The sequence below is a fragment of the Rhodococcus opacus B4 genome, assembly GCF_000010805.1.
In the GTDB taxonomy this organism is placed as follows: domain Bacteria; phylum Actinomycetota; class Actinomycetes; order Mycobacteriales; family Mycobacteriaceae; genus Rhodococcus_F; species Rhodococcus_F opacus_C.
Map to the genome: position 1 here is coordinate 4,229,068 of NC_012522.1, position 13,090 is coordinate 4,242,157.

11 protein-coding genes are annotated in these 13,090 nt (G+C 69.2%); 8 read left to right on the forward strand and 3 right to left on the reverse strand.

What is annotated here, in order from left to right; genetic code table 11:
• Positions 1–16: 16 nt before the first annotated feature.
• Positions 17–844, reverse strand: a complete 828-nt coding sequence (locus ROP_RS19390) for a hypothetical protein (RefSeq protein ID WP_012691109.1) — start codon at positions 842–844, stop codon at positions 17–19.
• 89 nt (positions 845–933) lie between these two features.
• Here ROP_RS19390 and ROP_RS19395 point away from each other — a divergent pair, with 89 nt between their 5' ends.
• Genes ROP_RS19395 through ROP_RS19405 form a run of 3 tightly spaced genes read left to right on the forward strand, consistent with a single transcriptional unit; the run spans position 934 to position 3,296 of the window.
• Positions 934–1,689, forward strand: coding sequence for a lysophospholipid acyltransferase family protein (locus tag ROP_RS19395; protein ID WP_012691110.1), 756 nt, complete (start codon positions 934–936; stop codon positions 1,687–1,689).
• A 9-nt stretch (positions 1,690–1,698) separates the two neighbouring features.
• Entirely contained in the window at positions 1,699–2,430 is a 732-nt protein-coding gene (locus tag ROP_RS19400) for a lysophospholipid acyltransferase family protein (RefSeq protein WP_043824993.1), read from the forward strand.
• Positions 2,431–2,474: 44 nt separating this feature from the next.
• Positions 2,475–3,296: a Cof-type HAD-IIB family hydrolase gene (locus tag ROP_RS19405; RefSeq protein ID WP_012691112.1), complete on the forward strand. Its 822-nt coding sequence runs from the start codon at positions 2,475–2,477 to the stop codon at positions 3,294–3,296.
• Between the two features lie 31 nt (positions 3,297–3,327).
• Here the strand turns inward: ROP_RS19405 and ROP_RS19410 are convergent, their stop codons facing one another.
• Positions 3,328–5,481 (reverse strand): N-acetylmuramoyl-L-alanine amidase, encoded by a 2,154-nt coding sequence (locus ROP_RS19410; protein WP_012691113.1) that lies wholly within the window; start codon positions 5,479–5,481, stop codon positions 3,328–3,330.
• Positions 5,482–5,717: 236 nt separating this feature from the next.
• Here ROP_RS19410 and ROP_RS19415 point away from each other — a divergent pair, with 236 nt between their 5' ends.
• A complete protein-coding gene (locus ROP_RS19415) occupies positions 5,718–7,298 on the forward strand; it encodes a SpoIID/LytB domain-containing protein (protein WP_043824996.1) in 1,581 nt (526 codons plus the stop codon).
• Here the strand turns inward: ROP_RS19415 and ROP_RS19420 are convergent.
• Positions 7,295–8,410, reverse strand: a complete 1,116-nt coding sequence (locus tag ROP_RS19420) for a glycosyltransferase (RefSeq protein ID WP_012691115.1) — start codon at positions 8,408–8,410, stop codon at positions 7,295–7,297. The two genes, ROP_RS19415 and ROP_RS19420, sit on opposite strands and share 4 nt — an antisense overlap.
• Before the next feature lie 147 nt (positions 8,411–8,557).
• Here ROP_RS19420 and glf point away from each other — a divergent pair, with 147 nt between their 5' ends.
• Genes glf through ROP_RS19440 form a run of 4 tightly spaced genes read left to right on the forward strand, consistent with a single transcriptional unit; the run spans position 8,558 to position 13,089 of the window.
• Positions 8,558–9,775 (forward strand): UDP-galactopyranose mutase, encoded by a 1,218-nt coding sequence (glf, locus tag ROP_RS19425; protein ID WP_012691116.1) that lies wholly within the window; start codon positions 8,558–8,560, stop codon positions 9,773–9,775.
• Positions 9,772–11,688 carry a glycosyltransferase gene (locus tag ROP_RS19430; protein WP_012691117.1) on the forward strand — a complete coding sequence of 639 codons (1,917 nt, stop codon included), beginning with the start codon at positions 9,772–9,774 and terminating at the stop codon, positions 11,686–11,688. Before glf ends, ROP_RS19430 begins: the two co-directional genes overlap by 4 nt.
• Positions 11,669–12,187, forward strand: a complete 519-nt coding sequence (locus ROP_RS19435; RefSeq protein WP_012691118.1) for a phosphatase PAP2 family protein — start codon at positions 11,669–11,671, stop codon at positions 12,185–12,187. The genes ROP_RS19430 and ROP_RS19435 overlap by 20 nt, the downstream gene beginning before the upstream one ends.
• A complete protein-coding gene (locus tag ROP_RS19440) occupies positions 12,184–13,089 on the forward strand; it encodes a decaprenyl-phosphate phosphoribosyltransferase (protein WP_012691119.1) in 906 nt (301 codons plus the stop codon). The genes ROP_RS19435 and ROP_RS19440 overlap by 4 nt, the downstream gene beginning before the upstream one ends.
• Position 13,090 lies beyond the last annotated feature (1 nt).

Here is a 13,090-nt window from a genome sequence, read left to right on the forward strand (position 1 = left end):
TGCCACTCACGTGCGGTCAGGTCACTTCGCCCAGGCAATAACCGTCGGGTCCGATGGACAGCGTGATCTGCTTGGTGACGGTCGTACCGGACACGTCGGTGACCGGAACGGACACGTCCAGGTAGTCGCCGCGGACGGGTGTGGCGGTCATCGCGTCGGCGGCGAACGCCGTGGTCCCGGCCAGGACGTCGGGGTCTGATTTCAGCGGTGGCTGACCGCCGGCGCCGGTGCCGGCCGGGTCCCACGGGCTCAGGCCCGGGCAGATCAGGGGGTACGCGGTCTCGGTGTCCGCCCGGTTCACCGGCGCGCCGGACTCCCGCGACAGGAACCGGGTGACGGCGTACTCGGCGTCGGCGGGGGTGTAGAAGTCGACGGTCCCGGCGGGGTGGACGTGCGGGCAGGCGTAGCCGGACGCGATCTCGCTGCGTTTGACGGACACCGTCGTGCCGCCGCCGGTCCACGACACCGCGAACTGCCCGTCGACGCCGGGTTGGGCGAGCGCCCCGAGGATCGCGGCCGTATCGGCGTACTGGTCGGCGGCCTGGGCGGGTGGCAGCGTCCAGCATTTCGCGGGGACGGCGGCGGGCCGGGTGACCAGGTCGGTGGCCCAGGCGCGGATGGTGTCCGCCGCTGCGGGGTTGCCGGGGACCTCGCCGACGACCACCTGCGGTACGGGGGCCGGTGGCACGGTGGTCGTGGGCTCGACCGTCGAGGTGGGTGCGGACACGGTGTCGGCCGGGGGCTCCTCCGTAGGGATGCCGGACTGCGAATCGCACGCCGCCCCCGCCCCGAGGATCACCGCGACGACCGGCGCGATGAGCGCCCTCCTGCCCCTGCCACCCATCTCCAGCGCGCCCTTTCTCTCGACTCCCCACCGAATGTCCGTCCCCGACGGCGGGCCAGATCGCGGATACCCGGCTACGCTAGCCGATTGTGGAACCCGTCTATCGCACCGTCATCGGCATCGCCCGCACCGTATTCGCCCTCGAGGGGCTGAAGTTCACGGTCAAGGGCGATCAGCACATTCCGGCGACGGGTGGGGCGGTGATCGCGATCAATCACACCGGCTACATGGACTTCACCTACGCCGGACTTCCGGCCCGCCGCGTGAAGCGGTACGTCCGCTTCATGGCGAAGAAGGAAGTGTTCGACAACAAGATTTCGGGCCCGATCATGCGCGCGCTCAAGCACATTCCGGTCAACAGGGCCGCCGGTGCGGATTCGTACAAGGCGGCCGTCGACTTCCTGCGTCGCGGCGAACTGGTGGGCGTGTACCCGGAGGCGACCATCAGCCGGAGCTTCGAGATCAAGGAATTCAAATCGGGTGCTGCGCGGATGGCGATCGAGGCAAACGTGCCGATCGTCCCGGTGGTCATCTGGGGTGCGCAGCGGGTGTGGACGAAGGGGTTCCCGAAGCGGCTGGGCCGCACGAACACTCCCATCTCGATCGCCGTCGGCGAGCCGATCCGGCCGTTCGAGCCCGCATCCGAGCTGACCGAAAAGCTGCACGCCACGATGACGACGATGCTCGCCGACCTCCAGCAGGGGTACGAGCACCCGGCAGGTGAGTACTGGGTGCCCGCGCGCCTCGGTGGCAGCGCGCCGACGCTCGACGAGGCGAACAAGATGGACGCCGCCGACGCCGAGGCGAAGGCGCAGTCCCGTCGGGCCCGGGAGACCGGTAGCTAGAACGTGGCGGTGGAGCCGGTCTACACGGTCGTCGAGTCGGCGGCCAAGGCGTTGTCCCTGTTCCAGGGGCTGAGGATGACGCGGGTCGGCCTGGACAACATCCCCGCCGAGGGCGGTGCGGTGCTCGCGGTCAATCACACCGGTTACCTGGATTTCGTCCAGCTGGCGCTGGCGGTCGGCGCGGTGGACCGCAAACTGCGGCTCATGGCCAAGTCCGAACTCGCGAACAACAGGGTGATGGCGTTCCTGATGCGCGGATGCGGCGTCATCCCGGTCGACCGGACCGCGGGAGCGGGCGCCTACCTCGCCGCGGTGGAGCGACTGCGGGAGGGCGAACTCGTGGGCGTGTACCCGGAGGCGACCATCAGCCGGAGCTTCGAGATCAAGGACCTGAAGTCGGGTGCGGCGCGCATGGCCCTCGACGCCGGAGTGCCGATCGTGCCCGTCATCGTGTGGGGCGCCCAGCGGATCGCCACGAAGGGCCGGCCGAGAAGGTTTGGGCGGCATCGATTCCCGGTGACCGTCGAGGTCGGGCTGCCGATCGAGCCGCGGGAACCGGCAGACGCCCTCACCGAAACCCTGCACAAGGAGATGGACGCTATCCTGCGCCGGGTGCAGGGCGGATTCGACCACCCGGCGGGCGCGGACTGGGTGCCCCGGCGACTCGGCGGCAGTGCGCCCACCCTCGACGAGGCCGCCGAGATGGACCGCCGCGAGGCGGAGGACCGCCGGTCCCGGTAACGGCCGCCCGGCGGCGGCGCGGGGCCGGCAGGCAGAATGGCTGGGTGAGCCCAGACCGACCGAGCCTTGTAGCGTCCGATGTCGACGGCACCCTGATCGGGGAGGACGAGCGCATCAGCGCCCGCACCCGGGACGCCGTCGCGTCGGTCGTCGCATCGGGGACACCCTTCGTGCTGGCCACCGGCAGGCCCCCGCGCTGGATCCATCCCGTGGTCGAGGGCCTCGGCTACGCGCCGCTCGCGGTCTGCGCCAACGGCGCCGTCATCTACGACAGCGACAGCGACCGCGTGCTCAGCGCCGCGACCCTCGACGTGGACACCCTCACCTGGCTGTCGGCGATCGCGCTGGACGTGCTGCCCGGCGCCGGGCTCGCGGCCGAGCGCGTCGGGGTCAGCGCCCACGACGCCGCGACACCGCAGTTCGTCAGTTCCCCCGGCTACCAGCACGCCTGGCTGAACCCCGACAACACCGAGATGTCGGAGGACGAGGTCGTCGGGGCCCCGGCGGTGAAGTTGCTGATCCGGGTGCCGGAAATGTCCAGTCAGGCGATGGTCGACGCGCTCGCGCCGCACATCGGGCGCCGCGCCGACGTCACGTTCTCCACCGACAACGGACTGATCGAACTGTCGGCGGCGGGCATCACGAAGGCGTCGGGTCTCGCGCTGGTCGCGGAGCGGCTCGGGGTGACGGCGTCGCGGATCGTGGCGTTCGGCGACATGCCCAACGACATCCCGATGCTGAACCTCGCGGGCCGCGGCGTCGCCGTCGAGAACGCGCACCCGGACGCCAAGGCCGCCGCCGACGAGGTCACGGCCACCAACTGGGACGACGGGGTCGCGAAAGTGCTCGAGCGCTGGTGGTCCTGAGACCACCAGCGCCCGAGAGGGTGAACCCTGATCAGCCGGCCGGTACCGGTGCCGGCTCGACAGGAGCCGGCGCGGGGGCGGGTTCCGGCGCCGGAACGGGAGCAGGTGCGGGCTCGGCCGGTGCCGGCGGAAGCTGCGCCGGGTCCGCGGGCGGTGCGATGGGCGCCGCGGGTGGTGCGACGGGCGCCGCGGCATCGACCCGGGCCCCGTTCTTGTAGGCCTCGGCGTAGGTGTCGTTGTACGTCTTCAGGACCTTGGTGACGATGCCGGTGAGCTCGTTGAAGATCAGCGAGCCGTTCTCGAAGTCGGTGCGCAGACCGCCCGGGATCGTGTACTCGTCACTGGTCGGCAGACCGAGTTCGCCGTTGTCGGCGCCGAGGCTCTGCCACGTCTTGAAGATCTGACCGAGGACCGCCCACACGCCGCCGTTGGGCGAGGTGAAGATGGCGCCGTTGGTGAACTCCGCACCCGAGTTACCCGCCTTGGCCTGCAGCAGTCCCGTGATGGCCTGGCCCAGCCTGCCGGTGTCGCCGCCTTCGGCTACCCACTTCTGGGCGACCGGCGACGGGTCGGTGAGCCGGAGCAGTTCGTTGACCAGGGCCGGGATGCCCGCCCCGAGGCTGGCACTGGCATCCGTGCCCGGACCGCCGGACGGTGCCGGAGCCTCGCTCGCGGGGGCGTCCGAGGCGAGGGAGGCGTTGCCGCCGCCGCGGTTGGCGGCCGCGATCTGCCGGATCTCGTCCATGTGCGAGTACGCCGCGTCGCCCGGGCAGGACGTGTTGCCGACGTCGCGGTGCGCGAAGATCACCGGCAGGTCGACGGCCTCACCCTCCGCGTACGGCGTGAACTCGGTGCCCTCGGAGTACATCGTCGTCTCGCCGAGCGGGTCGAGTCCGGCCTTGCCGAGCTTCCAGCCGAGGAACTTGCCGACGGCGTCGAGGGTGGCCTGCGGCGGATCCTCGGACGAGAAGTCGCCCATCATCGCGACGCCGGTGGTGTTCTCGTTGAACCCGCCCGCATGTGCGCCCTGTACCGGACGGTCGAGACCGCCTGCGCGGCCCTCGAAGATCTGGCCGTATTTGTCGACCAGCGCGTTGTAGCCGATGTCGCACCAGCCGAGCGTCTGCGCGTGGTACGCGTAGATGGCCCGGACGATCTCGGCCGATTCGGCCTTCGAGTAGTCGTTGGCGCCCGCGGTGTGGTGCACGGTGGCGCCGCCGATGAAGTCGTCGTAGTCGGGGTCCTGGCAGCGGATGGACTCGTCCGCGCCCCACTGCTGGCGGCTGATGACCTTGGGGCCGCCGCTGTCGAGCGGGCTCGCATTGTCGCTGAGGTTGGCGTCGCCGGGGCCGCTGCCCGGTTCGATGAGCACGGCGGTGACGTCGTCGGCACCCGCCCGTGCCGGCTGCTGTCGCAGCGGCGTGTTGACGGCGGCGGGGGTGTACCCGAGCGGGGCGGCCCCGTCGGCGGCGGGCGCCGGGGCGGGTGCCTCGGGTGCGGGAGCGGGAACCGCGCCGGGTGCGCCTGCAGGCGCGGGCGCCGAGGTGGGGGTCAGGATCTGGATCGCCTTGGTCAGTCCGACGTAGACAGGTTCGGTGGCGACCGTGCCGTCCGACGCCGTCTTGTCGGTCCGACGGGTGTCGATCATGTCGGGGGAGACCCACTGGCCCCACGTTCCGTCGGCCTGCAGCGCGCGGACCTTCGACTCCGCGGACGCGAGCGTCTCGGAGGTGAGCGCCACCATGCTGAACGGGGTGTCGCGGGACAGTTCCTTGACGATCGCGCCGGGCTGCTGGTCGGCCGGGGGCAGGATCGCGGGGTCGGACACGTCGCCCGGGGCGGGCAGTTTCAGCGGGATCTGCAGGCTGGGGATCTGGATTCCGCCGGGCAGTTGCACGTTGCTGGGAATGTGGAGGTACGGCGGGATCTTCAGGTTCCGGAGGTCGCCGATGTTGACGTCCGGCAGGTTCAGCCCGGTCAGTTCCTTCAGCGGAATCACGATGTCGGGGATCTGCGACAGCACTACCTGCGCGATCTCGGTGGACACGGCGGAGTTGGAGGTTTCGTTCGTGGATCGGACGTCGGAGGGTGCGCTACTGATGCCGTAGACCGCAACGGGACTTGCGACAGCCAGAGCGGCGACAGCCCCGAGGACGATCGAGGGCTTCGGTCGACGGTGCGGCAAGGGGGACTCTCCTCAGTTGTAGTTTCCTGCGAGCGACCTCGCGTGTCTGCAACTCGTGATGCTTGTGTGACGGAAGAGACTGTTGTTGCTAACTCCAATCACTCTTGCCACACTAGTCACACAGGTCCATAACGCTCAACCTTACATTGAGACTTTATCCCGAATTTCTCGGACCCGCTGAGGCGAGGTGCACACCCCGTCTCAGCGCTCGTTGTTCAGCGATGAGGAGTGCAGTGATGGCGAAGACCGAATTCGGGGTTCGTGCAGGTAGACCTGCCTGGACTCGCAGGAGGCGGTACATCGCGGGCCCTCCCACCCCGCGCGGGTTCAGGGCCAGAGTTCTGCGCGCGTCGGCGCTCGGCATCGCACCCGTCCTCGTCGTCGGCGCCGTCACTGGCGTGGTCGTGCAGGTGCGCTCCTCAGGGCAGGACGTCCGGGCAACCGTCGCCTCCGACACGCCGTTCGCGCTGTCCGGGCACGGCAACGGCCACGGCCGCGGGATGGGCCAGTGGGGCGCCTATGGATACGCGAAGGATCAGGGGTGGGCGGCCGAGCGCATCCTCGGCCACTACTACGGCGGCACCACACTCGGTACCCTCGCCGACGCGCAGATCAGCGTCCGGCTGCAGGCGCGTGACGACCAGCCGCTCGACGTCTACTCCGACGCAGGCGCCGTCGTCGCCGGCAAGCCCGTCGGACCGGGCGAGGCCGTCCACCTGACGCCGACCGCGGACGGCGGCGCCAACGTCGTCGTCACCCGCGGATGTGCCGGCGACGTCCTGTGGCAGGACTCCACCGACCACCCGTGGGTCGACCCGGTCGACCTGGCCCCGGACCGTCCCGCGAACGAACACCTGAAGCTGTGCGCCGGCGACACCCCCTACCGCGGCGCCCTCGGGGTCGCGCTCGACGGTGCCGCCATGCGCACCGTCAACGTCGTCGACATGGACGACTACCTGCTGGGCGTGGTGCCCGCCGAGGCGAAGGCCGGCTGGGCCGACACCGGTGGGGCCGAGGCGCTTCGGGCGCAGGCCGTCGCGGCCCGCTCCTACGCCGCCGCCGAGAACCGGGAGGAGTACGCAAAGACCTGCGACACCCAGAGCTGCCAGGTCTACGGCGGTTCCGCGAAGGAGGATCCGCGGACAACGGACGCCGTCCGTTCCACCAAGGGAATGATCCTGACGAAGGACAACAAGCCCGTTGCTGCCGAATTCTCCTCGTCCACAGGCGGATACACCGCCGGTGGCGAGTTCCCGGCCGTCGAGGACCAGGGTGACACCGTGTCGCCGAACCACGACTGGATGGTGACCCTCACCGCGGGCGACATCGCGTCGGCGTTCAACGTCGGCGAGCTCGAATCGTTCGAAGTGGTCACCCGCAACAACTTCGGAGTCGACGGCGGACGCGTCACCGGTGTGAAGGTCGTCGGAACGTCGGGGACCGTCGAGGCGACCGGCGCCGAGGCGAGGGCGAAGCTGAAGCTCAAGTCCGACTGGTTCACCCTCGGTGACGGACTCGCGGTGCCCGCACCGCCGGCAGCCCCCGGTGAACCCGACCCCTCGGTCCTCGCCTCCGCGGGCGAGGACGAGGACACTTTCGGAACCACCGAGGGTTCGCCGATCGCCGAGAAGTACAAGGAACTCGGCGGCGTCAACAGCACGCTGGGAGCGCCCGTCGGTCCGGAGATGATGCTGCCGTCCGAGGCGGGGAAGTTCCGGATGTTCACCAACGGAACCATCATCTGGACGAAGAAGCTGGGCGCGCAGGTGATCGACGCCAGTGTGCTCCGCGAGTGGCTGCCGTCCGGCGGAAGCTAGGCCGAACCGGATCCCTCGAGCACCGCGAGCATCCCGTCGACGGACTCGGCCCAGCCGAAGTCCTCGGCCCGCCGCCGGGCCGACGCCCGCCGGGTGTGCGAGGGGATCTCGAGGAGGCCGCTCACCGCTTCGGCGAACGCCGGCCCCCGGTCCCGGGCCAGGGCGCCGCAGCCGGGTGTGATGATCTCGGCGAGAGCCGACGACTGTGACGCGACCACCGGGGTGCCCGCCGCGAGCGACTCGAGCGCCGACAGGCAGAACGTCTCGTGCGGTCCGGGCGCCAGCGACACGTCGGCCGACGCGAACAGCGACGCCAGGCGGCCCTTGTCGCTGATGAACCCGGTGAAGTGCACGGGCAGCCCCCGGGCCCGGTACTGCAGCGCCGAACGCCGTGGCCCGTCGCCGGCGATGACGAGCCGGGCGTCGTGCCCCTCCCGCCGCAGCAACCGAACCGCGTCGATGCTCCGTTCCACCTGCTTCTCCACCGACAACCGGCCGCAGTGCAGGAGGAAGCGCTGCGCCGGATCGGCGAAGGAGTCGCGCATCTCCTGGTCGTGTTTGCCCGGGTGGAACATCGCGAGGTCGACGCCGAGCGGGACCCGGTGCAGGTTCGGGGCACCGATCCGCGTGAACTCCTCGCTCGCGAAGTCCGTCGTGCAGACGACGGCGTCGTAATTGCGCGCCATCCGGCGGTTCGCGACATCGGCCCAGCCGCGGGCCACGCGCCGGGGAGCGAACTGTCCGAGCAGCCGGTCGAGGCGCTCGTGTGACACCACGACACTGCGCACCCCGCGGGTGCGGGCCCAGCCACCGAAACCGCGGAGCGTCAGCCGGTCGGACACCTCCAGGACGTCGGGTCGGAGACCGGTGACGATGTCGGCCACCCGGCGCGGATCGACGACGCGATAACCCCCGGTCCAGGGAATGGTCGGCGCAGACCGGGTGATGCGCAGGACCCCGCTCGGCAGCAGCTCCTCACCGTCCCTCTGACCTGGGACGACGAGGACAACCTCGTGCCCGCGTCCCACGTACCCCTGACCCCAGTTGTGGAGGGCGGTGCGGAGCCCACCCGACCGCGGTCCGTAGAAGTTCGCCAGCTGGACGATGCGCACCCGCCCATGAAGCGCGACCGCCGCGTCGGCGCGAACAACGAGGTCTGCAGAACCGGTGAATACAGGGAGAACTCCTCGTGTGTGCGGAAGGGGTCCGTGCCCCCCTTGGCCGCGCACAGGTCGCGGAGTCGCTTACCCTGGTTCATCGTGACCGCTGCAACCCCAGAGACAACCGCCCCTGGCCGGTACGACCTCATCGTCGTCGGCTCCGGATTTTTCGGACTGACCGTCGCCGAGCGTGCAGCAACACAGCTGGGTAAGCGTGTGCTGGTGCTCGACCGTCGTCATCACCTGGGCGGAAACGCCTATTCGGAGGCCGAGCCCGAGACCGGCATCGAGATCCACAAGTACGGAGCGCACCTGTTCCACACCTCGAACAAGAGGGTGTGGGACTACGTCACCCAGTTCACCGAATTCACGAACTACCAGCACCGCGTGTTCGCGTTGCACAAGGGCCAGGCGTACCAGTTCCCGATGGGCCTGGGTCTGGTGTCGCAGTTCTTCGGGCGCTACTTCACCCCGGACGAGGCGCGGAAGCTGATCGCCGAGCAATCCTCCGAGATCGACTCCAAGGAGGCGTCGAACCTGGAGGAGAAGGCGATCTCCCTGATCGGACGGCCGCTGTACGAGGCGTTCGTGCGCGACTACACCGCCAAGCAGTGGCAGACGGATCCGAAGAATCTGCCCGCGGGCAACATCACCCGCCTGCCGGTGCGGTACACGTTCGACAACCGCTACTTCAACGACACGTACGAGGGCCTGCCCGTCGACGGCTACACCGCGTGGCTCGAGAACATGGCGAAGGACCCGAAGATCGAGGTCCGGCTCGAGACCGACTGGTTCGACGTCCGCGACGACCTGCGCGCCGAGAGCCCCGACGCCCCCGTCGTCTACACGGGCCCCCTCGACCGCTACTTCGACTACTCCGAGGGCGAGCTGGGCTGGCGCACCCTCGACTTCGAGACCGAGGTGCTGGAGACCGGTGACTTCCAGGGAACGCCGGTCATGAACTACAACGACGCCGACGTGCCCTTCACCCGGATCCACGAGTTCCGCCACTTCCACCCGGAGCGGGACTACCCGAAGGACAAGACGGTCATCATGCGGGAGTTCTCCCGGTTCGCCGAGAGCAAGGACGAGCCGTACTACCCGATCAACACCCCGGACGACCGTGCGATGCTCGCCGCCTACCGCGACCGCGCGAAGGAGGAGATGTCCACGAACAAGGTCCTGTTCGGCGGCCGGCTCGGCACCTACCAGTACCTGGACATGCACATGGCGATCGCCAGCGCGCTGGCGATGTTCGACAACTCCCTGCGTCCGCACTTCGAATCCGGTGCGGACCTCGTGGGGGAGGCCGAATGAGCGCCCGGCATCTGCTCGAATCGGAGAAGGTCACCGAGGACGCGCCGCTTCTCGGCAAGTCGCTGCTGCAGCGGGTGATCCTGCCGCGCGCCGGTGAGCCGCTCGACGTCCGCACCCTCTACCTGGAGGAAGCGAAGACCAACAGCCGTCGCGCGCACTCGCTGTCGCGGACGTCGCTGTCGGTCGGCGCCGAGTCCGAGGCGTCGTTCTGCACGTACTTCAACGCGTTCCCGGCCAGCTACTGGCGACGGTGGAGCACGCTGAACTCCGTGGTGCTGCGGCTCGAGCTGTCGGGGCACTGCCGCATCGACGTGTACCGATCGAAGGCCGACTCGTCCCGCATCCACGTCGAGGGCCGCGAGTTCCAGGACGGCGACGCCGCCCTCGAATTCGAGATCGAGCTGGCGCCGTTCGAGGACGGCGGCTGGATCTGGTTCGACATCACCACCGACACCGAGGTCGTGCTGGAGAGCGCCGGCTGGTACGCACCGGTCGACGCTCCTGGCGAGGCCACCGTCGCCGTCGGCATCCCCACGTTCAACCGGCCCACCGACTGCGTCAAGGCGCTGGCGGCGCTGGCGTCCGACGAACTCGTCATGGACGTCGTCAAGGCTGTCATCATCCCGGACCAGGGCACCCGCAAGGTCAGGGACGAGCCCGGCTTCACGGAGGCCGCGGAGGCGCTCGGCGACCGGCTGGCGATCCACGACCAGGCGAACCTCGGCGGGTCCGGCGGCTACAGCCGGATCATGTACGAGGCGCTGAAGACCACCGACTGCCAGCACATCCTGTTCATGGACGACGACATCGAGATCGAGCCCGACTCGATCCTCCGCGCGCTGGCCATGTCCCGGTTCGCGAAGTCGCCGATGCTCGTCGGCGGACAGATGCTGAACCTCCAGGAGCGCAGCCACCTGCACTCGATGGGCGAGGTCGTCGACCGCAGCATCTTCATGTGGACGGCCGCCCCGAACGTCGAGTACGACCACGACTTCTCCCGCTACCCGCTGAGCGACCGCGAGAACTCCCGGCTGCTGCACCGGCGCATCGACGTCGACTACAACGGCTGGTGGATGTGCATGATCCCCCGGCAGGCCGCCGAGGAACTCGGTCAGCCGCTGCCGCTGTTCATCAAATGGGACGACGCCGAGTACGGCCTGCGGGCCCGCGCCGCCGGCTACCCGACCGTCACCATGCCCGGCGCCGCGATCTGGCACATGGCGTGGAGCGACAAGGACGACGCCATCGACTGGCAGGCGTACTTCCACCTGCGGAACCGGCTCGTCGTCGCGTCCCTGCACATGCCCGGCAACGGCCGCGGCCTAGTGATCAACACCGTCAAGGCCACGATCAAGCACCTGCTGTGCCTCGAATACTCGACGGTCGCGATCCAGAACCAGGCCATCGCCGACTTCCTGCAGGGGCCCGAGCACATCTTCGAACTGCTCCCCACCGCGCTCGGCAACGTTCACAGAATGCGCAAGGAGTACCCGGACGCCGTGGTCCTACCGTCGTCGACGAGCCTGCCGCTGCCCTCGGGCGCCGAGGTCGGCGCGGTCGGCCTGCCGACGAACCCGCTCGCGAAGATCGTGCGACTCGGCAAGGGCCTCGTCCACAACGTCAAGCCGGCGCACGAGGAGCACCACGAAACTCCCCAGCTCAACGTGCCGACCCTCGACGCGCGGTGGTTCCTGCTGTCCCAGGTGGACGGTGTCACCGTCACCACCGCGGACGGCCGGGGCGTCGTCTACCGCAAGCGCAACCCCAAGCTCGCGCTCGCGCTGCTGAAGGAAGCGATCCGGCTGCGCCGCGAACTGGCCCAGCGGTTCCCCGAACTCAAGCGCGAGTACAAGAACGCAGTTCCCGCCCTGACCAGCAAGGAGAGGTGGGAACGTGTCTTCGGCATCCAGTGAGATCCAGATCCTGCAGACCGTCCAGTCGACAATCGCGAGCCGTCCCGGCGTCGTCTCGACCGCACGGGGTATGTCCCACTTCGGTGAGCACGCCCTCGGATGGGTGGCCGTCGCCGGAATCGGCGCGGCGCTCGACAAGCCCCGCCGCCGGCAGTGGGCGGGTGTCGCGGTGGGTGCCGTCGGCGCCCACGCGGCTTCGATCGTGATCAAACGCATCGTCCGCCGCCCCCGGCCGAACGACCCGTCGATCCAGGTCAACGTGTCGACGCCCAGCAAATTGAGCTTCCCGTCCTCGCATGCGACATCCACCACAGCGGCTGCCGTGCTGCTCGGCCGGCTCACCGGGCTACCCTTGCCTGCGTTGTTGGTACCGCCGATGCTGCTTTCCCGGCTCGTCCTGGGAGTGCACTACCCGACCGATGTGCTCGCCGGATCTGCTCTGGGGGCCGCCTCCGCGGTCGCGGTGCTGAAGGCCGAGCAGAAGTTTGGAGAAAAATGAGCGAGGAACCGGCCGTCGTCACCGGACCCCCGACATCCCTGGCGGCTGGCATCGTCAAGGCCGTCCGCCCGCGTCAGTGGGTCAAGAACGTCCTGGTCCTCGCAGCTCCCGTCGCCGCGGGCACGGCGACGGAATCCGCCGTCCTGCTTCCCGTCGCGCTCGCCTTCGTGGTGTTCTGCATGGCGGCGTCCGGCATCTACCTCGTCAACGACGCGATGGACGTCGAAGCGGACCGTGCGCACCCCACCAAGCGATTCCGCCCCATCGCGGCCGGTGTGCTGCCCGTCAACCTGGCGTTCGCGATGGCGGTCGTGCTGCTCGGCGGCTCGATCGCCCTGTCGTTCCTCGCCAACTGGCAGCTGGCGGTCGTGATGGCCGTCTACATCGGCATCCAGCTGGCGTACTGCTTCGGCCTCAAACACCAGGCCGTCCTCGACATCTGCATCGTCTCGTCCGGATTCCTGCTGCGCGCCATCGCCGGTGGTGTGGCCGCCGAGATCGCACTGTCGCAGTGGTTCCTGCTGGTGATGGCGTTCGGTTCGCTGTTCATGGCGGCCGGCAAACGGTACGCCGAACTGCAGCTCGCCGAGCGCACCGGCGCGAAGATCCGCAAGTCCCTCGAGAACTACACCACGACCTACCTGCGGTTCGTCTGGACGCTGAGCGCCACCGCGGTCGTGCTCTGCTACGGGCTGTGGGCGTTCCAGCAGGACGACCTGAAGGCCACCAACTGGTACGCCATCTCCATGGTGCCGTTCACGATCGCGATCCTGCGGTACGCCGTCGACGTCGACGGCGGCGAGGCGGGGGAGCCCGAGGAGATCGCGCTGGGCGACCGCGTGCTCCAACTTCTCGCGATTGCCTGGATCGGAGTGGTGGGTGTCGCTGTCTACCTCGTCTGAC

Excerpts from the sequence above, each read along its gene's own strand:
- ROP_RS19390 (WP_012691109.1), bottom strand. The coding sequence starts at position 844 with ATGGGTGGCAGGGGCAGGAGGGCGCTCATCGCGCCGGTCGTCGCGGTG.
- ROP_RS19440 (WP_012691119.1), top strand. The coding sequence starts at position 12,184 with ATGAGCGAGGAACCGGCCGTCGTCACCGGACCCCCGACATCCCTGGCG.
- ROP_RS19415 (WP_043824996.1), top strand. The coding sequence starts at position 5,718 with ATGGCGAAGACCGAATTCGGGGTTCGTGCAGGTAGACCTGCCTGGACT.
- ROP_RS19430 (WP_012691117.1), top strand. The coding sequence starts at position 9,772 with ATGAGCGCCCGGCATCTGCTCGAATCGGAGAAGGTCACCGAGGACGCG.